General features: G+C 73.5%; 20 protein-coding genes. 14 read left to right on the forward strand and 6 right to left on the reverse strand.

Annotated elements, in window-relative coordinates; genetic code table 11:
- Positions 1–128: 128 nt before the first annotated feature.
- The gene (locus tag ACZ4UB_RS22870) at positions 129–506 is read right to left on the reverse strand and encodes a DUF1844 domain-containing protein (protein ID WP_354382649.1); all 378 of its coding nucleotides are present in this window, start codon (positions 504–506) and stop codon (positions 129–131) included.
- Positions 507–910: 404 nt separating this feature from the next.
- Here ACZ4UB_RS22870 and infC point away from each other — a divergent pair, with 404 nt between their 5' ends.
- The 10 genes from infC (at position 911) to ACZ4UB_RS22920 (ending at position 11960) form a co-directional block, all read left to right on the forward strand.
- Positions 911–1666, forward strand: a complete 756-nt coding sequence (infC, locus tag ACZ4UB_RS22875; protein WP_468072668.1) for a translation initiation factor IF-3 — start codon at positions 911–913, stop codon at positions 1664–1666.
- 105 nt (positions 1667–1771) lie between these two features.
- Positions 1772–1966 carry a 50S ribosomal protein L35 gene (gene rpmI, locus ACZ4UB_RS22880; RefSeq protein ID WP_351053231.1) on the forward strand — a complete coding sequence of 65 codons (195 nt, stop codon included), beginning with the start codon at positions 1772–1774 and terminating at the stop codon, positions 1964–1966.
- A 103-nt stretch (positions 1967–2069) separates the two neighbouring features.
- The gene (gene rplT, locus ACZ4UB_RS22885; protein WP_330329547.1) at positions 2070–2456 is read left to right on the forward strand and encodes a 50S ribosomal protein L20; all 387 of its coding nucleotides are present in this window, start codon (positions 2070–2072) and stop codon (positions 2454–2456) included.
- Between the two features lie 171 nt (positions 2457–2627).
- The gene (locus tag ACZ4UB_RS22890) at positions 2628–3491 is read left to right on the forward strand and encodes a TrmH family RNA methyltransferase (protein WP_354382648.1); all 864 of its coding nucleotides are present in this window, start codon (positions 2628–2630) and stop codon (positions 3489–3491) included.
- A gap of 63 nt (positions 3492–3554) precedes the next feature.
- Entirely contained in the window at positions 3555–4760 is a 1206-nt protein-coding gene (locus tag ACZ4UB_RS22895; RefSeq protein WP_468072670.1) for a sensor histidine kinase, read from the forward strand.
- A gap of 152 nt (positions 4761–4912) precedes the next feature.
- Positions 4913–6040 carry a phenylalanine--tRNA ligase subunit alpha gene (gene pheS / locus ACZ4UB_RS22900; RefSeq protein ID WP_354382646.1) on the forward strand — a complete coding sequence of 376 codons (1128 nt, stop codon included), beginning with the start codon at positions 4913–4915 and terminating at the stop codon, positions 6038–6040.
- A complete protein-coding gene (gene pheT / locus ACZ4UB_RS22905; protein ID WP_468072672.1) occupies positions 6040–8568 on the forward strand; it encodes a phenylalanine--tRNA ligase subunit beta in 2529 nt (842 codons plus the stop codon). Before pheS ends, pheT begins: the two co-directional genes overlap by 1 nt.
- A 139-nt stretch (positions 8569–8707) precedes the next feature.
- Entirely contained in the window at positions 8708–9733 is a 1026-nt protein-coding gene (locus tag ACZ4UB_RS22910) for a PP2C family protein-serine/threonine phosphatase (protein WP_468072674.1), read from the forward strand.
- Positions 9734–10002: 269 nt separating this feature from the next.
- Entirely contained in the window at positions 10003–11376 is a 1374-nt protein-coding gene (locus ACZ4UB_RS22915) for a transcriptional regulator (protein WP_468072676.1), read from the forward strand.
- A 62-nt stretch (positions 11377–11438) separates the two neighbouring features.
- A complete protein-coding gene (locus ACZ4UB_RS22920; RefSeq protein WP_468072678.1) occupies positions 11439–11960 on the forward strand; it encodes an NUDIX hydrolase in 522 nt (173 codons plus the stop codon).
- Positions 11961–11970: 10 nt separating this feature from the next.
- Here the strand turns inward: ACZ4UB_RS22920 and ACZ4UB_RS22925 are convergent, their stop codons facing one another.
- A complete protein-coding gene (locus tag ACZ4UB_RS22925) occupies positions 11971–12873 on the reverse strand; it encodes a 3-hydroxybutyryl-CoA dehydrogenase (RefSeq protein ID WP_468072680.1) in 903 nt (300 codons plus the stop codon).
- Positions 12874–13027: 154 nt separating this feature from the next.
- Here ACZ4UB_RS22925 and ACZ4UB_RS22930 point away from each other — a divergent pair, with 154 nt between their 5' ends.
- Positions 13028–14293 carry a glycoside hydrolase family 10-like protein gene (locus tag ACZ4UB_RS22930; protein WP_468072682.1) on the forward strand — a complete coding sequence of 422 codons (1266 nt, stop codon included), beginning with the start codon at positions 13028–13030 and terminating at the stop codon, positions 14291–14293.
- Positions 14294–14312: 19 nt separating this feature from the next.
- Here ACZ4UB_RS22930 and ACZ4UB_RS22935 read toward each other — a convergent pair whose 3' ends face one another.
- Together ACZ4UB_RS22935 and ACZ4UB_RS22940 are read right to left on the reverse strand one after the other, a co-directional pair.
- Positions 14313–14510, reverse strand: coding sequence for a DUF1918 domain-containing protein (locus tag ACZ4UB_RS22935; RefSeq protein WP_354382640.1), 198 nt, complete (start codon positions 14508–14510; stop codon positions 14313–14315).
- A gap of 55 nt (positions 14511–14565) precedes the next feature.
- On the reverse strand, positions 14566–15531 hold the full coding sequence (locus ACZ4UB_RS22940; RefSeq protein ID WP_468072684.1) for a DMT family transporter: 966 nt from the start codon (positions 15529–15531) through the stop codon (positions 14566–14568).
- On the opposite strand from ACZ4UB_RS22940, the gene ACZ4UB_RS22945 reads away from it, so the two are divergent.
- Genes ACZ4UB_RS22945 through ACZ4UB_RS22955 form a run of 3 tightly spaced genes read left to right on the forward strand, consistent with a single transcriptional unit; the run spans position 15440 to position 18573 of the window.
- Complete coding sequence (locus ACZ4UB_RS22945) at positions 15440–16963, forward strand: aminotransferase-like domain-containing protein (protein WP_468072686.1); 1524 nt, start codon at positions 15440–15442, stop codon at positions 16961–16963. The two genes, ACZ4UB_RS22940 and ACZ4UB_RS22945, sit on opposite strands and share 92 nt — an antisense overlap.
- A 32-nt stretch (positions 16964–16995) precedes the next feature.
- Positions 16996–17589: a histidine phosphatase family protein gene (locus ACZ4UB_RS22950; RefSeq protein ID WP_468072688.1), complete on the forward strand. Its 594-nt coding sequence runs from the start codon at positions 16996–16998 to the stop codon at positions 17587–17589.
- A 51-nt stretch (positions 17590–17640) separates the two neighbouring features.
- The gene (locus ACZ4UB_RS22955) at positions 17641–18573 is read left to right on the forward strand and encodes a TIGR03619 family F420-dependent LLM class oxidoreductase (RefSeq protein WP_468072690.1); all 933 of its coding nucleotides are present in this window, start codon (positions 17641–17643) and stop codon (positions 18571–18573) included.
- A 42-nt stretch (positions 18574–18615) separates the two neighbouring features.
- Here ACZ4UB_RS22955 and ACZ4UB_RS22960 read toward each other — a convergent pair whose 3' ends face one another.
- Both ACZ4UB_RS22960 and ACZ4UB_RS22965 read right to left on the reverse strand, forming a co-directional pair.
- On the reverse strand, positions 18616–19212 hold the full coding sequence (locus ACZ4UB_RS22960) for a chitin binding peritrophin-A domain-containing protein (RefSeq protein ID WP_468072692.1): 597 nt from the start codon (positions 19210–19212) through the stop codon (positions 18616–18618).
- Between the two features lie 277 nt (positions 19213–19489).
- Positions 19490–20680 (reverse strand): hypothetical protein, encoded by a 1191-nt coding sequence (locus ACZ4UB_RS22965; protein WP_468072694.1) that lies wholly within the window; start codon positions 20678–20680, stop codon positions 19490–19492.
- Between the last annotated feature and the right edge of the window lie 15 nt (positions 20681–20695).

Consider the following 20695-nt stretch of genomic DNA (forward strand, 5'->3'; position numbering starts at 1 on the left):
CCTTCCCCCTCCCCCCCCCCCCCCCCCCCCCCACCCCCCCCAACCCAAACCCCCCCCCCCCCCCCCCCCCCCCCCCCCCCCCCCCCCCCCCCCCCGGGACCGTCGGCGAGCGGGGTGGTGCGCGGCGATCAGCCGAAGACCGGACCCGTGAACTTCTCGCCCGGACCCTGGCCCGGCTCGTCCGGGACCAGCGAGGCCTCGCGGAAGGCCAGCTGGAGCGACTTCAGGCCGTCGCGCAGCGGGGCCGCGTGGAAGGAGCTGATCTCGGTGGCGCTGGCCGTGACCAGTCCGGCCAGGGCCGTGATCAGCTTGCGGGCCTCGTCGAGGTCCTTGTGCTCGGAGTCGGGCTTGTCCAGGCCCAGGTTGACCGCGGCGGCGCTCAGCAGGTGCACGGCCACCGTGGTGATCACCTCGACCGCGGGCACGTCCGCGATGTCGCGGGTCATGGCGTCGTAGTCGGGAGCCTGGTCGGCTTCGGTGGTCTCGGGGGGCGTCGCGTCAGTCATGCCTTCACGATAAGCCGGGGTCGCAGGGGGTCGGGACCGGGCCCCCGCGGCGTCGGGTCCGTGCCCCGCGGGTGGCCCGTTCACGGCCGGGTTAGCGTCCGGGAAGAGCCCTTGCTATATTGAGGTACCAGACCGGCTGGATGCGCATGCGTCCGGCCCACAAGTGGAGGCTCCGTACTCCCACCTAGTCGTCCTCCGGACGGCAGGTCACCGGTCAAGGCAGTATCCATCGTTCCGTACGGACGATGGAAAGCCGCCTGATGCTGCGCCCCGCGATGTTGTGATGCGGTGGTGTTCCGGTATTTCCAAGGAGCCCCGCCTGTGTCCCGTCCCGGGGCATTTTTTGTGTTCCGGATCGGTTGGTCTCACGTCAGAGACGTTACGCGGCTGTCTGCCAGGCGGCCGTGTGGTGGTGCAACCGAGGAGGATCCATCAGCACCGAGCCCCGCATCAACGACCGGATTCGCGTTCCCGAGGTACGACTTGTCGGTCCGAGCGGCGAGCAGGTCGGCATCGTGCCGCTCGCGAAGGCGCTTGAGCTCGCGCAGGAGTACGACCTCGACCTGGTCGAGGTAGCGGCGTCCGCCAGGCCGCCGGTCTGCAAGCTCATGGACTACGGCAAGTTCAAGTACGAGTCGGCCATGAAGGCCCGTGAGGCGCGCAAGAACCAGGCGCACACGGTCATCAAGGAGATGAAGCTCCGGCCGAAGATCGACCCGCACGACTATGACACCAAGAAGGGTCACGTCGTCCGGTTCCTCAAGCAGGGCGACAAGGTCAAGATCACGATCATGTTCCGTGGTCGCGAGCAGTCCCGTCCGGAACTGGGCTACCGACTGCTTCAGCGTCTGGCTTCGGACGTCGAGGACCTCGGGTTCATCGAGTCGAACCCGAAGCAGGACGGCCGAAACATGATCATGGTTCTCGGTCCGCACAAGAAGAAGACCGAGGCGATGGCCGAGGCCCGTGAGGCGCAGGCCGCCCGCAAGGCCGAGCGCCAGGGCCTTTCCGCCACGGACGAGGGTTCCGAGGACGAGTTCCTCGAGGACGAGGCCGGAGTCGACGAGGTCCTCGCCGACGAGGCCACCGAAGCCGAGGCCCCCGCAGCCGAGGCCGCTCCGGCCGAGGGCGCCTCCACCGAGGCTCCTGCCGAGGCCTGAGTCCGGAGCAGCCCGCCCCGGACTCAACCGAAACTATTGACGCTCCCGCCAGCCTGGTTCTTTCCGGACCGGTGGGAGCGCCACCGACGAGGAGATAACGGCGCTATGCCGAAGAACAAGACGCACAGCGGTTCCAAGAAGCGCTTCAAGATCACCGGTGCCGGCAAGGTGCTCCGTGAGCGCGCCGGCAAGCGCCACCTGCTCGAGCACAAGTCGTCCCGTGTCACCCGCCGCCTGACCGGCACCGCGGAGATGGCCCCCGGCGACGCCGCGAAGATCAAGAAGCTTCTCGGCAAGTGACGTCTCTCCGCTCCCCGTTCGTGGGAGCGGGACGTCAGGACCGGGACCCCATCGAATTCGGGCCGTGTGAAGACAACCACGGCCCTGTTACAAGGAGCACAAAGTGGCACGCGTCAAGCGGGCAGTAAACGCGCACAAGAAGCGTCGGGCGATCCTCGAGGCCGCCAAGGGTTACCGCGGTCAGCGTTCGCGCCTGTACCGCAAGGCCAAGGAGCAGGTCACCCACTCCCTGGTCTACAACTTCAACGACCGCAAGAAGCGCAAGGGCGACTTCCGCCGGCTCTGGATCCAGCGCATCAACGCCGCTGCCCGCCAGAACGGCATGACGTACAACCGCCTCATCCAGGGTCTGAACGCCGCCAACATCGAGGTGGACCGCAAGATCCTCGCCGAGCTGGCCGTCAACGACGCCAACGCGTTCGCCGCGCTGGTCGAGGTCGCCCAGAAGGCGCTTCCGGCCGACGTCAACGCCCCGAAGGCCGCTGCCTAAGCAGTCCGTCCTTCACGAGCCCTCACCGGCTCACCGGCCCGCAAAGGCCACAGCCCGGACCCGCAGGCCTCGTGCCTGCGGGTCCGGTGCGTTTGACCAGCCGTTCTCCGCTGGTCCGAGCTGTTTCGATCCGTTTCGACCCGCAGTACGCACGGAAGCGAGCCGACCGCCATGGGTACCCCCGCCCCCGCCGAGCTGATCTCACCGCGATCCCCCCGGGTGGCCGCCGCCCGACGGCTCGCGCGCCGGAACTTCCGCACCAAGGAGCGGCGCTTCATCGCCGAGGGCCCGCAGGCCGTCCGCGAGGCCGCCGAACACCGCGGCGAGGCGGGCGCGACCCTGATCGAGCTGTTCGCCACCGTCGAGGCCGCCGAGCGCTACACCGACATCATCGAGGCGGCCCTGGCCGCCGGCGCGCGCGTGCACTACGCCGGTGACGAGGTGCTCGCCGAGGTCTCGCAGACCGTCACCCCGCAGGGCCTGGTCGGCGTCTGCCACTTCCTCGACACCTCCTTCGAGTCCGTCCTGGAGGCCGCCCCGAAGCTGGTCGCCGTCCTCGCGCACGTCCGCGACCCCGGGAACGCGGGCACCGTGCTGCGCTGCGCCGACGCCGCCGGGGCGGACGCGGTGATCCTCACGGACGCCTCCGTCGACCTCTACAACCCCAAGTCCGTACGGGCCTCCGTGGGCTCCCTCTTCCACCTGCCGGTGGCCGTGGGCGTCCCCGTCGAGCAGGCCGTCGAGGGGCTGCGCGCCGCCGGCGTGCGGATCCTGGCCGCCGACGGCGCGGGCGAGGACGACCTCGACGCCGAGCTGGACGCGGGCACCATGGGCGGCCCCTCGGCATGGGTGTTCGGCAACGAGGCCTGGGGGCTGCCGGAGGAGACCCGCGCACTGGCGGACGCCGTCGTGCGCGTCCCGATCCACGGCAAGGCCGAGAGCCTCAACCTCGCCACGGCCGCCGCCGTGTGCCTCTACGCCTCCGCCCGTGCACAGCGGGCTCCCGGAGGGTGCCGCTCCGTGACCCCCAGCTAGTAATGTGGCGCCCCGGGGGCGCCCGTCGCGGCGACCCCGACCGGAGATGTGGGGTACGGGTACATGACCGTCGGTACGAACAGCTCCCCGCGGGAGGCCACCCAGAGGGCGGCCCAGTCCGCGGGGCCCGGTGAGCCGGTGGCCGCGTCCCCGCTGGACGGCGGCGCACCCGCACCGGACGACACGCTCGGAGCGGGCTTCGGCATGCACCCCGACGACCTGCCCGACGGGCTGGTCGTCGCCGACCACGCGGGCCGGATCATCTGCTTCAACCGGGCCGCCGCGCGGATCACCGCCGTCGACCCCGGCAAGGCCCTGGGCGACCGGATCGAGCGGGCGCTGCCCCTGGAGGACCTCGAAGGCCGCCGCTGGTGGGCGCTGACCGACCCCTACGGGGGCCTGGCCACCCGGCGCGGCCAGCCCGAGCGCAACCTGCTGCTCCCCGGCGGCCGCGAGGTGCTGGTCTGCGCCCGCTACGTCCGTACGCACCCCACGGGACCGCTCAGCCACCTCGTGGTGAGCCTGCGCGGCACCGAGGCCCGGCGCCGCACCGAACGCAGCCACGCCGAGCTGATCGCCACCGTCGCGCACGAGCTGCGCTCCCCGCTCACCTCGGTCAAGGGGTTCACCGCGACCCTGCTGGCGAAGTGGGAGAGGTTCACCGACGACCAGAAGCGGCTCATGCTGGAGACGGTCGACGCCGACGCCAACCGGGTCACCCGGTTGATCGCCGAGCTGCTCGACATCTCCCGGATCGACTCGGGGCGCCTGGAGGTGCGCCGCCAGCCCGTGGACATCGCCACCGCCGTGGCGCGCCACGTCCAGGCGCTCACCGCGAACGGCCAGGCACCGGACCGCTTCCTCGTGCGGGTCGCGAGCCCCCTGCCCGATCTGTGGGCCGATCCGGACAAGATCGACCAGATCCTCGGCAACCTGCTCGAAAATGCGGTGCGGCACGGTGAGGGAACGGTCACCATCGAGGTGGCACCCGTTCCGGCCGGTGCGTCCGCGACCAAGAACGACAACGAGATGGGTACGGCCGTCACCGTGACCGACGAAGGCCCCGGCATCCCCGAGGACTCCATGCGCCGCGTCTTCACCCGCTTCTGGCGGGGCAGCAAGCGCGGCGGCACCGGTCTGGGCCTGTACATCGTCAAGGGCATCGTGGAAGCCCACGGCGGCACCATCACGGTCGGCCGCGGCCCCGGCGGCGGCGCCGAATTCCGATTTATCCTGCCCGTCGCCGCGCCGGCGTACCTCACGCAGTAACCCTGCGGAGCGTCTCGCCAGGCGGCCCACGGGCTCCTTCACCCCCAGCGACCTTTAGACTCGTCCTTTGGCACCTTTGTGTCCTTGTGCCGAGCGCGCCCTGCGTGTCGCGCGGGGGACCCACCAGCCAGCCATCGGAAGTACGGGAAGAGATGTCGGCACCGAACAAGTCGTACGACCCTGTTGAGGTCGAGGCACTGAAACCGGATGAGATCGAGCGCATGCGGGACGAGGCGCTCGCCGCCTTCGCGTCCGCCGGCGACCTCGACGCGCTGCGGGAGGCGAAGACCGCGCACATGGGCGACCGCTCGCCCCTGGCGCTCGCCAACCGCGAGATCGGCGCCCTGCCGCCGCAGGCCAAGGCCGAGGCCGGCAAGCGCGTCGGCCAGGCCCGCGGCGCCGTGAACAAGGCCTTCGGCGCGCGCACGGTCGAGCTGGAGGCGGAGCGCGACGAGCGCGTGCTCGTCGAGGAGGCCGTGGACGTCACGCTGCCTTACGACCGCGTCCCGGCCGGCGCCCGCCACCCCCTGACCACGCTGATGGACCGCATCGCGGACGTCTTCGTGGCCATGGGCTACGAGGTGGCCGAGGGCCCGGAGGTGGAGGCGGAGTGGTTCAACTTCGACGCCCTCAACTTCACCCCCGACCACCCCGCGCGCCAGATGCAGGACACCTTCTTCGTCCAGGGCCCCGAGGGCACCGTCGGCGACGAGTCCGGTGTCGTCCTGCGCACCCACACCTCCCCGGTGCAGGCGCGCACGCTGCTGGACCGCGAGCCGCCCGTCTACGTCGTCTGCCCCGGCCGGGTGTTCCGCACCGACGAGCTGGACGCGACGCACACCCCGGTCTTCCACCAGGTCGAGCTGCTCGCCGTGGACGAGGGCCTGACCATGGCCGACCTCAAGGGCACCCTGGACCACATGGTCCAGGCGCTCTTCGGCCCGGACATGACCACCCGGCTGCGCCCGAACTTCTTCCCGTTCACCGAGCCGTCCGCCGAGATGGACATGCAGTGCTACGTGTGCCGCGGCGAATCGGTGGGCAACCCCGACCGCCCCTGCCGTACCTGCTCCAGCGAGGGCTGGATCGAGCTGGGCGGCTGCGGCATGGTCAACCCCAAGGTGCTCGTCGCCTGTGGCGTGGACCCCGAGAAGTACAGCGGATTCGCCTTCGGGTTCGGCATCGAACGGATGCTGATGTTCCGCCACAACGTCGAAGACATGCGAGACATGGTCGAGGGTGACGTTCGTTTCACCCGGCCGTTCGGGATGGAGATCTGATGCGGGTCCCGCTTTCTTGGCTGCGGGAGTACGTCGACCTGCCCGCGGGCGAGACCGGTCGTGACGTACAGGCGCGGCTCGTCGACGCCGGCCTGGAGGTCGAGCGCGTCGAGCAGCTCGGCACCGGTCTCCAGGGTCCCCTGGTCGTCGGCCAGGTCCTGACCATCGAGGAGCTCGACGGCTTCCGCAAGCCGATCCGTTTCTGCACGGTCGACGTCGGCCAGGCCAACGGCACCGGCGAGCCCCAGGAGATCGTCTGCGGCGCGCGGAACTTCGCCGTCGGCGACAAGGTCGTCGTGGTGCTCCCCGGCGCGGTGCTGCCGGGCGACTTCGCGATCGCCTCGCGCAAGACCTACGGCCGCACCTCGCACGGCATGATCTGCTCGGGCGACGAGCTGGGCATGGGCGACGACGGTACGCACGGCATCATCGTGCTCCCCCCGGAGTACGAGGTCGGAACCGACGCGATCAAGCTCCTGGAGCTGATCGACGAGGTCCTCGACATCGCCGTCACCCCGGACCGCGGCTACTGCCTGTCGATGCGCGGCGTGGCCCGCGAGACGGCGACGGCCTACGGGCTGCCGCTGCGCGACCCGGCGCTGCTCGACGTCCCCGGCCCGAACTCCTACGGCTACCCGGTGCAGGTCTCGGACCCGCAGGGGTGCGACCGCTTCACCGCCCGTACGGTCGGCGGCCTCGACCCCGAGGCCCGCTCGCCGATCTGGCTGAGCCGCCGCCTGCAGAAGGCCGGCATGCGGCCGATCTCGCTCGCGGTCGACGTCACCAACTACGTGATGCTCGAACTCGGCCAGCCGCTGCACGCCTACGACCGCTCCCGCGTGGACGGTCCGATCGGCGTCCGGCGCGCGGAGCAGGGCGAGAAGTTCACCACCCTCGACGGCGTCACGCGCACGCTGGACGCCGAGGACCTGGTGATCACCGACAACAGCGGGCCGATCGGCCTCGCCGGTGTCATGGGCGGCGCCAACACCGAGATCGCCGACTCCGTCACGGACCCCGAGACCCTCCAGGTCTCGGGCACCACCGAGGTGGTCATCGAGGCGGCGCACTTCGACGCGCTGTCCATCTCGCGCACCGCCCGTCGCCACAAGCTCGCCTCCGAGGCGTCCAAGCGCTTCGAGCGCGGGGTCGACCCGCAGGCCGCGGCCGCCGCCGCGCAGCGCACCGTCGACCTGCTGGTGCTGCTCGCGGGCGGCACCGCCGAGGCGGGCGTCACCGAGCTCTCCGCACCCTCCGCGCCGCGCACCATCGCGATGCGCGCGGACCACCCGGACCGGGTGGCGGGCGTGGACTACGGTCGCGAGACCGTCGTGCGCCGCCTCCAGGAGGTCGGCTGCGACGTCTACGGCCAGGACGAGCTGGTCGTCACCGTGCCGTCGTGGCGCCCCGACCTCGCCGAGCCGAACGACCTCGCCGAAGAGGTCATCCGGCTGGAGGGCTACGCCAACCTGCCCTCCACGCTGCCGCAGCCCCCTTCGGGCCGCGGACTCACCGCCCGCCAGCGGCTGCACCGCCGCGTCGGCCGTGCGCTGGCCGGGGCCGGTTACGTCGAGGCGCTGAACTACCCGTTCCTCGGAGCCCAGGTCTTCGACCAGCTCCAGCTGCCGGCGCACGACGCGACCCGCCAGGTCGTCACCCTCGTCAACCCGATCTCCGACGAGGAGCCGGCCCTGCGCAGCACGCTGCTGCCGGGTCTGCTCGGCGCGCTGCGCCGCAACGACAGCCGCGGCAGCCACGACCTCGCGCTCTTCGAGACGGGCTCGGTCTTCCGGGCCGGTCCGCAGGCCGGCGTCGCGGTGCGGCTGCCCGTCGACCGTCGCCCGACGGCCGAGGAGATCGCGACCCTGAACGCGGCCCTGCCCGCGCAGCCGCGGTACGCCGCGGTCGTGCTGGCCGGTGCACGCGAGCAGGCCGGCTGGTGGGGCAAGGGCCGCCCGGCCGACTGGGCGGACGCGGTCGAGGCCGCCCGCTCGCTGGCCGCCGAGGCCGGTGCGGAGCTGGTCGTGCGCCAGGGCCAGTACGGTCCCTGGCACCCGGGCCGCTGCGCCGAGCTGATCGTCACCCTGGACGGGGTGGAGCAGGTCATCGGCCACGCCGGTGAGCTGCACCCGCGCGTCGTCAAGGCGCTGGGTCTGCCCGCCCGCACCAGCGCGATGGAGATCGACCTCGACCGCCTCGCGGCGGCCGGGGGCGAGGCCCTCCGGGCGCCCCGGATCTCCACCTTCCCGGTGGCGACCCAGGACGTCGCGCTGATCGTCGACGCGGCCGTCCCGGCCGCCGAGGTCGAGACCGCGCTGCGCAAGGGCGCGGGTGAACTCCTCGAATCGCTGCGGCTGTTCGACGTCTTCACCGGCGAGCAGGTCGGCGAGGGGAAGAAGTCCCTCGCCTACGCGCTGCGCTTCCGCGCGGCGGACCGCACCCTGACGGCGGAGGAGTCCACGGCCGCCCGTGACGCGGCGGTGGCCCTGGCCACCGAGCGCACCGGGGCGGTCCTGCGCGGTGCATAGCACCTGCTGACAGGTCTGTGAGGGGCACATCCGGATCACCGGAGGTGCCCCTCACTCATTTGGGTGAGAACCTCGGCGACCCGTGTCCAGCGCACCGGGTCGTGGACACAATCGTTCCGGCCGAGGGGAGGCACAGAGGATGATCACGCGCGGGCGGGTGCCCCACGTGCGCCGGGTGTGCGTCCTTGCCTGGGGCGGGGCCGCGGTGTCCTGGGAGCTGTCCTCGCCCGGACCGCTCGGCCCGAGCCTGGCCAGCTGCGCCGCCTTCCTGCTCCTGGCCACCGGGTGCGCGCTGCACATCCGCACGCGGCTGCTGGCCGAGCTGCGGCGCAGCCAGGAGATCGCGGGCGCGGTGCAGCGGGCCCTGCTGCGGCCGCTCCCGGCCCGGATCGACGGGCTGGCGCTGGCCGCGGCCCAACTGTCGGTCGGCGGCGACCTGTACGACGCGCTGCCCACGCCGTACGGGGTCAGGGTGGTCATCGGTGACGTGCGCGGGCACGGGCCGGGTGCGCTGGGGTTGGCCTCCGCGGTCCTGGGTTCCTTCCGCGAAGCGGCGTACGACGAGGCGACGCTGGGCGGGGTGCTGCGGCGGATGGAGCGGGCGCTGATCCGGCACGCGGGGGGCGAGCCGGAGGAGTTCGTCACGGTGCTGCTGCTCCAGATCGCGCCCGACGGCGGCCTGCTGGCCCTGAACTGCGGCCACCCCTGGCCGTACGTGCTGCGCTGGCTCCCGGTGCCCGAACCGTGCTGCGCCGGCTCCCGGGGCCGCGCCGCCCCGCACCCGCCGGCGCGGCCGCTCGGGGCGCTCGGTGGAGCCCCGCGCCCGGAGCGCGTCGGGCTGGAGCCGCTCGGCGGCGAGACGCTGCCGCCGCTCGGGGTGCTGCCCCTGCCCGGTCCGGGTGACCTGGCGGCGCGGCCGTGCGGCCGGCTCGCCCCCGGCGAGGTGCTCTTCTTACACACCGACGGGGTCGCGGACGCCCGTGACCGCGCGGGCCGCTTCTTCCCGCTGGCCGGCGCCGTCACCGAAGCGGCCGCGGCCGCCGCGCTCACGCCCGCGCGGCTGGTCGCGGGAGTGCACGCGGCGCTGCTGCGGCACACCGGCGGGCGGCCCGCCGACGACGTGGCCCTGCTGGTGCTGCGCAACGACCGGTTCGGCCCGGCCTGAGCACGGGCCCGACCGGGGTGTCGGGGTGCGCCGCCCGCCTGCCATGGAGTGTCGGGCAGACAGCAGAACGGGCGGCGCCAGTACGGGTCGTCGCACTGTTCGAGGGGGAGCCGACGACCCGGGCTACCTCTTTGGCGAGGCTCTTCAGTGAAGCGCCGCGGGGCACCCCTGCGGCAGGGTGCGCGGCGCATTTATGCGCGCATCCGGTTCACACCCCGTGTGAAGCGAGCACCCACTAACCTGAGAGCGACGAGCCCCGGGAGCGGCCCATGCAGCCCAACGCACTGCTCGATGCCCTCCTTGCCGAGGCGGGCATGTCCCACGCCGGATTCGCCGCACACGTCAACCAGGCCGGCCGCAGCCGCGGATTGGCCCTGCGCTACGAGCACACCGCCGTCGCCCGCTGGCTCAAGGGCCAGCGCCCCCGCGGCCAAGTCCCCGACCTGCTCTGCGAGGTGCTCGGCAGCCGCCTGCGCCGGCCGCTGTCGCTGGACGACATCGGGCTCGGCCTGCCCGGTTCGCCCGGCTCCGGTGGCGCCGCGGACGACGCCGGTCAGGGGTCGCCGCCCGGCACCCCGCTGGGCGGGTTCGTCGACCGGGCCACCGCCCTGTGGCGCGCCGACGGCCAGGCCCGCCCGCAGCTGTTGGCCGCCGGGGCGGTGTGCGGGACCCCGGCCGTCATCCCGGTCTGGGAGTGGGAGAACCCGCCGGAGGACGCGGACGTCTCGCGCTCGGGGCCCACCCAGGTCGGCCCCGAGCACATCGAGATCCTGCGGGCGGCCCGCGTGCACTACGAGCTGATGTACCGGCGGGCGGGCGGCGTGGCCACCCGGGAGCGGGTCGTGCGCTTCCTGGGCAGCGAGACCGCGCCGCTGCTGCGCGGGAGCTACCCCGACGCGCTCGGCCGGGGGCTCTACCGGGCCACCGGGTCGTTGGTGGCGGTGGCCGGGATCTGCGCGTACGACTCGGACGCCCACGGGCTCGCCCAGCGCTACTTCCACCAGGCCCTGCGGCTCGCGAAGGCGAGCGGGGACCGCGGCCTGGGGGCCTACGTGATCGCGCTGCTCGTCAACCAGTCCCTGCACCTGGGGGAGTTCCGCCGGGCGGTCGCCTTCGCGGAGGCCGCACTGCGCGCCGCCGGACGGCACATCACCCCGGCGCTCTCGGCCGACCTGCACGCGATGCAGGCCAAGGCTTACGCCCAACTCGGTGACGGGAGAGCCGCGTTGGAGTGCATCCGGCGCGCGGAGGCGGCCGCCGAGCGGATCCGGCCGGGCAGCGAACCGGACGAGACCGGGTACGTACAGCCCGGTCTGGTCAACGTGCAGGTGGCCGAGGCGCTGCTCGGCCTGGGCGAACTGGATGCCGCGTACGAGCAGGCGACGGCCGCCGTGGACACCCCGGCGCACGACCGGGGGCGGGTGCACCGGCTGGCCATCCTGTGCAAGATCCAGCTGCGCCAGGGGGAGGCCGACGGGGCGGTGGCGGCCGCGACCGAAATGGCCGAACGGGCCCGGGGGATGGAATCCCTGCGGCTGCGCGACCGGCTGCGCGCGGTCCGCGAACAGCTGCTGACCAGCGGATGTGCGGGGGCGCAGGAGACGGCGCACCTCATCGACGGGGCGCTGCGCGTTCCGCTGTGATGCTCGGAACTGCTGCCATGTTGCCACCTACTCGATCGAAAGGTGGCACAACCGTGCAGTGGATGAACCTGAGTGAGCAGACCGTGTACAAGAACCGTTGGTTCGACGTGAACCTCGCGGACGTCGAACTCCCCGACGGCCGGCACCTGGACCACTTCGTGATCCGGCTGCGCCCGGTCGCCGTGGCGACGGCGGTCAACGAGGCCAACGAGGTGCTGCTGTTGTGGCGCCACCGCTTCATCACCGACAGCTGGGGCTGGGAGCTGCCGGCCGGTGTGGTCGAGGACGGTGAGGACATCGCCGCCGCGGCGGCCCGCGAGATGGAGGAGGAGTCGGGCTGGCGCCCGGGTCCCCTCCACCACCTGATGACCGTCGAGCCCTCCAACGGGCTGACCGACGCCCGCCACCACCTCTACTGGGCGCAGGGGGCGACGTACACCGGCCATCCCGAGGACGACTTCGAGTCCTCGCACCGCGCGTGGGTGCCGCTCAAGCTGGTCCCGGACATGATCGCGCGCGGCGAGGTCCCGGCCGCCAACATGGCGGCCGGGCTCCTGCTGCTGCACCACCTGCGCCTGGGCTGAGCCCGGCGGATCAGCCGTACGGGTAGAAGCCCGAGCCCGTCTTGCGGCCCAGGCGGCCCGCGTCCACCATGCGCTGGAGCAGCGGGGGAGCGGCGTACAGGGGCTCCTTGAACTCGTAGTACATCGAGTCCGCCACCGAGGCCACGGTGTCCAGGCCGATCAGGTCCGCCAGCTTCAGCGGGCCCATCGGGTGGGCGCAGCCCAGTTCCATGCCGTTGTCGATGTCCTCGCGGCTCGCGATGCCCGACTCGAACATCCGGATCGCGGACAGCAGGTACGGGATCAGCAGCGCGTTGACCACGAAGCCCGAACGGTCCTGGGCGCGGATCGCGTGCTTGCCGAGCACGTCCCGGACCAGGGCCTCGGCCCGCTTGACCGTCTCTTCGCCCGTGGTCAGCGCCGGGATCAGCTCGACGAGCTGCTGCACCGGGGCCGGGTTGAAGAAGTGGATGCCGATGACCTGGTCCGGTCGCGAGGTGGCGACGGCCAGCTTCACCAGCGGAATGGAGGAGGTGTTCGAGGCGAGGATCGCGTCGGGGCGGGTCACCACCTGGTCGAGCACCTGGAAGATCTCGGTCTTGACCTGCTCGTTCTCGACGACGGCCTCGATGACCAGGTCACGGTCGGCGAACTCGCCGAGGTCCGTGGTGAAGGTCAGTCGGGCCAGGGTGGCGTCCCGCTCCTCCTCCGTGATCTTGCCGCGTTCGGCGGCCTTCATCAGGGAGTTGTGCAGCCGGGTACGGCCGATCTCCAGGGCCTCGCCGGTGGTCTCGGCAACCTTCACCTCGAGACCGCTGCGCGCGCACACCTCCGCGATGCCCGCGCCCATCTGGCCACAGCCCACTACGCCGACCAGTGCGATGTCGGTCGGGAGGGTAGAGAGGTCCGTCACATCGTGCCTTTCGCTGCTCATCCATCGCGGGTCCCCCGTCGTTGACAGTGGTAACTGCATTCCGGCGCCCGCCACGCCCCCCGACGTTACTCCCGACCTCGGGGCTGATGACGGCCCGGGGCGGGCATGCTGGGCGCACCGAGATCAATATCACTGTGCGGAACGGAGCGGACACATGGCGCACATCGGCCGACGGGGACTGCTGGCGGGGGTGGCCGGGGCGCTGGCCGCCGGGACGGTGACGACGGCCGCGGCGGCCCCGGCGGCGGCAGCCGCTGCGGCCCCCGCGCCCGGGGCCGCTGCCGCGCCCGCCCCCGGCGCCGCCTTCCGCGGGATGTGGGTGGCCTCCGTGGAGAACGTCGACTGGCCCTCGGCGGTGGGGTTGAGCGCCGCGGAGCAGGAGGCGGAACTGGTGTCCCTGCTCGACACCGCGGTCCGGCGGCGGCTGAACGCGGTGGTCCTCCAGGTGCGGCCGACCGCCGACGCGATGTGGCCCTCGGCGCTGGAACCCTGGTCGCAGTGGTTGACCGGGCGCCAGGGCGGGGACCCGGGCTGGGACCCGCTGGGTACGGCCGTGGCCCGGGCGCACGAGCGCGGGCTGGAGCTGCACGCCTGGTTCAACCCGTACCGGGTGGCCAACCACGCGAACGCCTCCCTGTTGGTCCCCGAGCACCCGGCGCGCCTCCATCCCGACTGGGTGGTCCCGTACGGCGGCAAGCTCTACTACAACCCCGGGCTGCCGCAGGTCCGGGCGTTCGTGCAGAAGGCGATGCTCGACGCGGTCCGGCGCTACCCCCTGGACGCGGTGCACTGGGACGACTACTTCTACCCCTATCCCGTGGAGGGCCAGTACTTCGACGACGACGAGGCCTTCGCCGCGCACGGCGCCGACTTCGCTTCGCGCGCCGACTGGCGGCGGCACAACATCGACGCGCTGGTGCGGGAGATGGGCGCGGCGATCGGGGCGACGCGGCCGGGCGTCCGCTTCGGGGTCAGCCCCTTCGCGGTCTGGCGGGGCGACGACGTCGACCCGCTCGGCTCGGCGACCCGGGCGGGCCTGGGCACCTACGACGACCTCTACGCCGACACCCGCCGCTGGGTCCGGGAGGGCTGGCTCGACTACGTCGCGCCGCAGCTCTACTGGCACATCGGGCACCCGCAGTGCGACTACGAGACGCTCGTCGACTGGTGGTCGCAGACGGTCCGGGGGACCTCGGTGGACCTGCTGATCGGCGAGGCGCTCTACCGCTGCGATCCCGACAGCCCCACCGCGGCCTGGCGGGACCCGGCCGAGCTGTCCCGGCACCTGACGGTCGCCGCCCGTTACCCGCAGGTCCGCGGCCACGTCCACTTCTCCGCGAAGCAGGTGGTCGCGGACCGCAACGGAGCGATGGCGGAGGTGGTCGCGGACCACTATCCGACGCGGGTGCCGCCGCGCTGATCGGCCGCCGTTGCCGGGCTCACTGGGGGTGTGCGTCCGGGTGGCGTACGACGCAGTCCGGCCCGGGGGCCATCAGCGCCTCGTGGCCGTCCTGGAACCGCACCCGGTAGGGCGGGGTTCCGTTGTCCCCCAGGACCTGGAGGATCTCGCCGACCTTGTCGTTCTGTCCGACGATCCTGCCGTGCTGCACCAGCTGGTCACCCTCGGTCGCGTGCATGCTGACCTCCCTCGGGCCGGTCCGGTCGGTGACAGCAGTTTACGGCGTTCCGGCCCTATTTGACCCGTTGGGTCAGGGCGATGCAGACGAGCACGGCGGCAGCCGCCACCGGCGCGGCAGGGGTCAGGTGCTCGCCCAGCAGGGCCACCGCCCACACCAGCGTGAGCAGCGGCTGGGCGAGCTGGAGCTGGCTGGCGCGGGCGGGTCCGATCTCGGCCATCCCGCGGTACCAGACGTACAGCCCGAGGAAGCTGGAGCCGGCCGCCGCCCACACCAGCCCGGCGATCCCGTGCCCGCTCAGGTGCACGGGCTCGGCGGCCAGCCCCAGCACCGACCCGGTCACGGTCAGCGGCAGGCACAGGACCAGTGCCCAGCCGATGACCTGCCAGCCGGGCATCGTCCGGGCCAGCCGGGCGCCTTCGGTGTACCCGGCAGCGCACACCAGCAGGGAGGCGAAGAGGTAGGCGTCGCCCGCGGAGAGGGCGCCGCCGCTCTGCGCGAGGGTGAAGCCGAGCACCACCGCGGCTCCCGCGACGGCGGCGGCCCAGAAGGTGCGCGACGGCCGGACGCCGGTGCGCAGCGCGGCGAGCGCGGCGGTGGTCAGCGGCAACAGGCCGACCACTACGGCGGAGTGCGAGGTGGTGGAGGTGCGCAGGGCCAGCGTGGTCAGCATCGGGAAGCCGACGACCACCCCGGCGGCGACCACGGCGAGGCCCGCCCAGTGCGCGCGGCCCGGCAGCGGGACCCGCAGCGCGAGGAGGAAGACGCTCGCGATGGCGGCGGCGAGGACGCTGCGCAGCGCGACGAAGGACCAGGGGCCGAAGCTCTCCATGCCCCAGACGGTGGCGGGGAAGGTGAGCGAGAAGGTGACGACGCCGAGGGCGGCGAGCAGCGTGCCGGAGGTGGCGCCGGACGCGGTGGCGGAGGTGGTGCCCGATCCGGTCGCTGGTCCGGCTCCCGGGTCCGTCTCGTGCTCAACCGCTATCGTGGCGAGGCGGGTAGCGCTATTCTGTGCTCTCATGTACGAGCGTAGCAGTGTGGCTGAACTGGTGGAATCCCTCAGATCCGAGTTGAACCGCTACTCGGTGGGTGGAAAGCTGCCGTCGAGCCGCTCCTTGGTCGAGCGGTTCCGGGTGAGTCCGGTGACCGTGTCCCGGGCCCTCGCCCAGCTCGCCGCCGAAGGGCTCGTGGTGACCCGGCCCGGCGCCGGGGCGTTCCGCTGCGCGCCGCGCGAGGCGGCCCCGGCCGCCACGGACACCTCCTGGCAGGAGGTGGCCCTCAGCGCGGAGGAGGGCGGCGAGATCGTGCCGCGCTCGGTGGACGCCTCCGGCGTGCTGGTCTCCCTCGCGGCCCCGCCGCCCGGGGTGATCGAGCTGAACGGCGGCTACCTGCACTCCTCCCTCCAGCCCGAACGGGCCCTCGCCGCGGCCCTGGCCCGTGCCGGCCGGCGACCCGGGGCCTGGTCCCGGCCGCCCGTCGAGGGGCTGACCGAGCTCCGCGACTGGTTCGCCCGGGAGATCGGCGGCCCGCTCACCGCCGCCGACGTGCTGGTCACCGCGGGCGGCCAGAGCGCGCTCACCACCGCCCTGCGGGCGCTGGCCCCGCCGGGTGCGCCCATCCTGGTCGAGTCCCCGACCTATCCCGGCCTGTTGGCGATCGCCCGCGCCGCCGGGTGCCGGCCGGTGCCGGTGCCGTGTGACGCGGAGGGGGTGCGTACGGACCTGCTCGCCGCGGCCTTCGAAGCCACCGGCGCGCGGGTGTTCGTGTGCCAGCCGCTCTTCCAGAACCCGAGCGGATCGGTGCTGGCCGACGCGCGGCGGGCCGAGGTGCGCCGGATCGCGCGGGCCGCCGGGGCCTTCGTCGTCGAGGACGACTACGCGCGCTCGCTCGCCCACGAGGACGCCGGACCGCTGCCCCCGCCGCTGGCCGCCGAGGACCCCGACGGGGTGGTGGTGCACGTGCGCTCCCTCACCAAGGTGGCCTCGCCCAGCCTGCGGGTGGGCGCGCTCGCGGCCCGCGGGCCGGTCCTGGAGCGGCTGCGCGCCATCCAGGTCGTGGACAGCTTCTTCGTGCCGCGGCCGTTCCAGGAGGCCGCGCTGGAACTGGTCGGCTCTCCCGCCTGGCCGCGTCACCTGCGGGCCGTCGGCGCCGAGCTGCGCCACCGGCGGGAGGTGCTCGTCGGCGCCCTGCGGCGCGAGCTGCCCGACCTGACGCTGCCCCACCTGCCCGTCGGCGGCTACCAGTTGTGGGTGCGGCTGCCCGACGGAGCGGACGAGTCCGCCTTCGTGGCGGGGGCGCTGCGGGCCGGGGTGGCGCTCACCCCGGGCCGCCCGTACTTCTGCGCGGAACCGCCGGGTCCGTACGTCCGCATGAGCCTCGCCGCGGTCGCGTCCGCCGGGGAACTGGCGGCGGCCGTCGGCAAGCTGCGCTGCGGGGTCGGTACGCAGGCTTGACCTCGGGCGACGCTCGCCGCACCATCGCCGCTATGCATGTTCGGGTCTCGCTCGTCACCGCAGCCCGTAGTTCCTCGCTGCTCGCCGAGCGCTTCGACGACGACCGCCCGCTCGACACCGTCGGCTGGCGGGCGGTGGAGACGGCCGCGCACGGACTCGTGCCCCTGGGCGCGGCCGAACTGCGCTACTGCTCGCCCACGGCACGCAGCCGCGCCACCGGTCGGGCCCTGGGCTACGCACCGCTCGCCCAGCCGGCCCTGCGCGACTGCGACATGGGGCGTTGGCGGGGGCTCACCCTGGCCGAGGTGGCCGCGCGCGAGCCGGGGGCGGTGGACCTGTGGTTGTCCGACCCGCGCGCGACCCCGCACGGCGGGGAGTCGCTGCTCGCCTTCATCGCGCGGATCGGGGCCTGGCTGGACACCCGGCCCGCCGACGACGGGGGAGCGATCGTGGCGGTCGCCGAACCGTCCGTGGTGCGCGCCGCCCTGGTCTTCGCGCTCGGGGCGCCACCGCAGACGTACTGGAACGTGGACGTCCGGCCGCTGTCCCCCCTTGTCCTTGGTCGCCCTCGCCGGATCCGCGGGGCGTTGGCACCTTTCGCTGGAGACGACCGTTTGACGCACTGACGGCGCCTCACCGGCAGGCGCCGCGCGTCCCTCCGGTGAAGGAGAAGAACCGTGGCGATCCGGCTCGGGCTCAGCCTGCCCCAGATGAAGCACTTCGACGTCGGCCGCGACGTCCCGGTGGTGGCGCGCGCGGCCGAGGCGGCCGGGTACGGGAGCCTGTGGGTCTTCGAGCGGATCCTCTTCCCCGAGCAGCCCCTGGAGGGGATGTACGGGATCCCGGGCCTGCCCTGGACGGAGAAGTACCGCTCGGTCGCCGACCCGTTGATCACGCTGACCCTCGCGGCCGCCGCGACCGGGCGGACCCTGCTGGGGACCAGCGTGCTCGTCGCCCCGCTGCACATACCCGTCCAACTGGCCCGGTCCCTCGCCTCCCTGGACGCGGCGAGCGGCGGCCGGGTGCTGGCGGGCCTGGGCACCGGTTGGTCGCGCGACGAGTTCGCGGCCGCGGGCGTGGCGCCCTTCGAGCGGCGCGGCGCGGTGCTGGACGAGCTGCTCGACGTGTGCGCGGCGGTCTGGGGTCCCGACCCGGTCTCCTACAAGGGCGAGTTGACGGTCATCGCCCCCGCCGGGATCGGTCCCAAGCCCGCCCGTCCGGTCCCCGTCTACCTGCCCGCCACGAGCCCGCGCGCCGCCCGCCGCCTGGTGGACCGGGCGGACGGCTGGATGCCGGTGGCCACCGGCCCGCAGGTGCTGGCCGGGGCCTGGGGGAGGCTGACGGACCTGGCCGCCGAGCGCGGTCGTACCCGGCCGATCGAGGTGTGCGCGCGGGCGAACGCGCTCTACACGCCGCACCCCTTCGAAGGGGCGGACCGGCGGCCCTTCCAGGGGAGCGTCGAGCAGATCGCCGAGGACGTCGCCGCGCACGCGTCGGCCGTCCCGCTGACCGACCTGCTCGTGGACCTCCAGGGCAGCGTGCGGGACGCGGCCGAACTGGCGGACGTGGCCGCCGAGCTGTACGCGGCGGTGCGCGCCACCGGGGCCTGATCCCGCGCCCGCCGGTCCTGTGCCGGTCCGGTTCCCCGCCGGTCAGAGGAGGGAGATGGGTCCGGTCGCCGTGGAGGGCAGGTAGATGCCGTCGATGCCGGCGTAGGTCGCCCGGTAGCCGCGCAGGATCTCGTCGAGCGGGACGTTCAGTCGGGCCGGTGAGTCGCAGCGGGCCGCGCCGTACTGGTCGGTGACGGCCGTGCAGAGGGTCTTGCCGCCGGCGGTGGTGAAGGTGACCGGGACCCCGTCCAGCCCGGCGGGGCCGTCGGCCATGCGGACGGTGGTGCTGAGGTTCCTCACGCCGAAGAGCAGGCCGTTCAGCTTGGCGGGCCCGGCGGTGGTCTCGGTGGCCACGGCCGGGCGGACCCGCTCGGGCAGGTCGCACGCCTGCTGCCCGAGATCGAAGACCTGGCCGGTGGGGCAGGGCAGCACAGTGGCGACGCCGTTCGCGCACTGGACGTAGAACCGCTGGTCCTGCGGGCGCGGCAGCCGGTTCGAGGCGCCGCAGTCCCCGGTCGCGGCGGCGGTCGCGGGGGCCGCGCCCGGTCCCAGCGCGAGTCCCAGGGCCACGAGTGCGCCGAGGGCCGAGCCGGCCAGGACCCGGCCGACGCGGCGTGCGATGGTGCGTGAGCGTGACACTGCTGCCCCCATGGATAGTGACCCTGTGTGATGAGATGAATGCAGAGGGGACTGTAGGGAGGGTGGGGCGGGGGTCGCAACGATCGATTTCAGGCCGGGCGCGTGGCGGATTCCGCTCCCGCGCGTGCGGCGGAACGGGTGGTCCGGCAGCCTCGGGCGCCGGACTTCCTGGTGGCGGGGCCGGCAGAATCGTTCAGTCGGTCCGGGCGGGTGGCGGCTGCGCCCCGGGTGGCCGGAAACGGCCCCCGGCGCACCACCCGGTCGACTGTCCGATGGATCAGATGTTCCCCTCGATGGCGTCCAGCGCCGTCTCCAGGCACCGGCAGAGGCGTTCGTCGAACAGGATCCGCTCGTGGGCGCGGCGGTCGTCGGCGAGCGCGTCCCGCAAGAGCGGTACGGCCGCGGCGGCCGGAGCGCCGATCGCGCCCAGGTGTCGCACGGCGGCCCCGGCCGGCTCCGTCAGACGGGCGTCCCGCAGGGGGGCCAGCTCCCGCAGGAGGACCGCCACCGCCGGCTCCGGGTCACCGGTGATCCGCCAGAACGCGCCCGCCGCCTCCATCCGGGTCCACGCACCCGGCGCGTCGAGCAGCGTCCGCACGTCGTCCACGTGCGCGGCGGCGGCCGGGCCGAGGTCGCCGAGGTAGCGCAGGACGGGCCCGCCGAGCCCCGCGCGGGCGAAGCTCCCGCACACCTCCAGGGCGAGCCCGGCGTCCCCGGTGACCCGCCAGTGGGCCCAGGCCGCGCTCTGGCGGCCGTGCCAGGGGTTCGCGGTGTCGGGCCAACCCTGCCGCGCGGGGCGCGTACGCCCCCGGGCGAGGTCGGCCAGGACGTCCGCGGTGGCCGCGCCGGCGGGCCCGATCCGGCCGAGGACCTCGCAGGCGCCGCGTGCGTACGGGCCCCCGAGCAGCGGCGCCAGCAGGGGCACGGCGGCTCCGGCCGGCGCACCCCACCGGCCCAGCAGGGCGAGGGCGCCCTCCATGGAGTGGCCGTCCGGCGCGGCACGCAGGCGGGTCAGGAGCGCGGGCAGCAGCTCCGCGGCCGGCAGCCGGGCCAGCGTCGGGGCGAACTCGGCGCCGAGCGGGGACCGGGCGGGGTCGGCGACGCGCGCCGTCAGCAGCGGGAGGGCGCGCCGGTCGTCGAGCCCGGCCAGGGCGACCAGGACGTGATCGGTGAGGGAGGGCGAGTAGGCGTCGGCCGACCGGTGGTGCCGGAGGAAGGCCGCGAGCCGATCGGCGTGCCCGTCGAGCACGCCCGGCCCGGCCTCCGCGAGCAGGTGCCCGGCCGCGCAGGCGACCATGATCTGGTCCTCCATGGCGAAGACGACCCGGTCCCACAGCTCCTGCGGCGGCCGACGCAGCTGCGCCAGGACCACGGCGACCTTCGCCATCCGCGTGTACCGCAGGTCCGCGGTCACCGCGAGCCGCCCCGGCCCGGGCCCCCGCCCGCGCAAGATCCTTCTCCACCCCATGGGCGGCACCCTAGG

It is taken from the genome of Streptomyces sp. NPDC028419, assembly GCF_055565515.1.

Excerpts from the sequence above, each read along its gene's own strand:
- ACZ4UB_RS22925 (WP_468072680.1), bottom strand. The coding sequence starts at position 12,873 with ATGAGCAGCGAAAGGCACGATGTGACGGACCTCTCTACCCTCCCGACC.
- ACZ4UB_RS22965 (WP_468072694.1), bottom strand. The coding sequence starts at position 20,680 with ATGGGGTGGAGAAGGATCTTGCGCGGGCGGGGGCCCGGGCCGGGGCGG.
- rpmI (WP_351053231.1), top strand. The coding sequence starts at position 1,772 with ATGCCGAAGAACAAGACGCACAGCGGTTCCAAGAAGCGCTTCAAGATC.
- ACZ4UB_RS22910 (WP_468072674.1), top strand. The coding sequence starts at position 8,708 with ATGATCACGCGCGGGCGGGTGCCCCACGTGCGCCGGGTGTGCGTCCTT.
- ACZ4UB_RS22950 (WP_468072688.1), top strand. The coding sequence starts at position 16,996 with ATGCATGTTCGGGTCTCGCTCGTCACCGCAGCCCGTAGTTCCTCGCTG.
- ACZ4UB_RS22890 (WP_354382648.1), top strand. The coding sequence starts at position 2,628 with ATGGGTACCCCCGCCCCCGCCGAGCTGATCTCACCGCGATCCCCCCGG.
- ACZ4UB_RS22915 (WP_468072676.1), top strand. The coding sequence starts at position 10,003 with ATGCAGCCCAACGCACTGCTCGATGCCCTCCTTGCCGAGGCGGGCATG.
- pheS (WP_354382646.1), top strand. The coding sequence starts at position 4,913 with ATGTCGGCACCGAACAAGTCGTACGACCCTGTTGAGGTCGAGGCACTG.
- ACZ4UB_RS22920 (WP_468072678.1), top strand. The coding sequence starts at position 11,439 with ATGAACCTGAGTGAGCAGACCGTGTACAAGAACCGTTGGTTCGACGTG.
- ACZ4UB_RS22935 (WP_354382640.1), bottom strand. The coding sequence starts at position 14,510 with ATGCACGCGACCGAGGGTGACCAGCTGGTGCAGCACGGCAGGATCGTC.
- ACZ4UB_RS22930 (WP_468072682.1), top strand. The coding sequence starts at position 13,028 with ATGGCGCACATCGGCCGACGGGGACTGCTGGCGGGGGTGGCCGGGGCG.
- ACZ4UB_RS22895 (WP_468072670.1), top strand. The coding sequence starts at position 3,555 with ATGACCGTCGGTACGAACAGCTCCCCGCGGGAGGCCACCCAGAGGGCG.
- ACZ4UB_RS22940 (WP_468072684.1), bottom strand. The coding sequence starts at position 15,531 with ATGAGAGCACAGAATAGCGCTACCCGCCTCGCCACGATAGCGGTTGAG.
- pheT (WP_468072672.1), top strand. The coding sequence starts at position 6,040 with ATGCGGGTCCCGCTTTCTTGGCTGCGGGAGTACGTCGACCTGCCCGCG.
- ACZ4UB_RS22870 (WP_354382649.1), bottom strand. The coding sequence starts at position 506 with ATGACTGACGCGACGCCCCCCGAGACCACCGAAGCCGACCAGGCTCCC.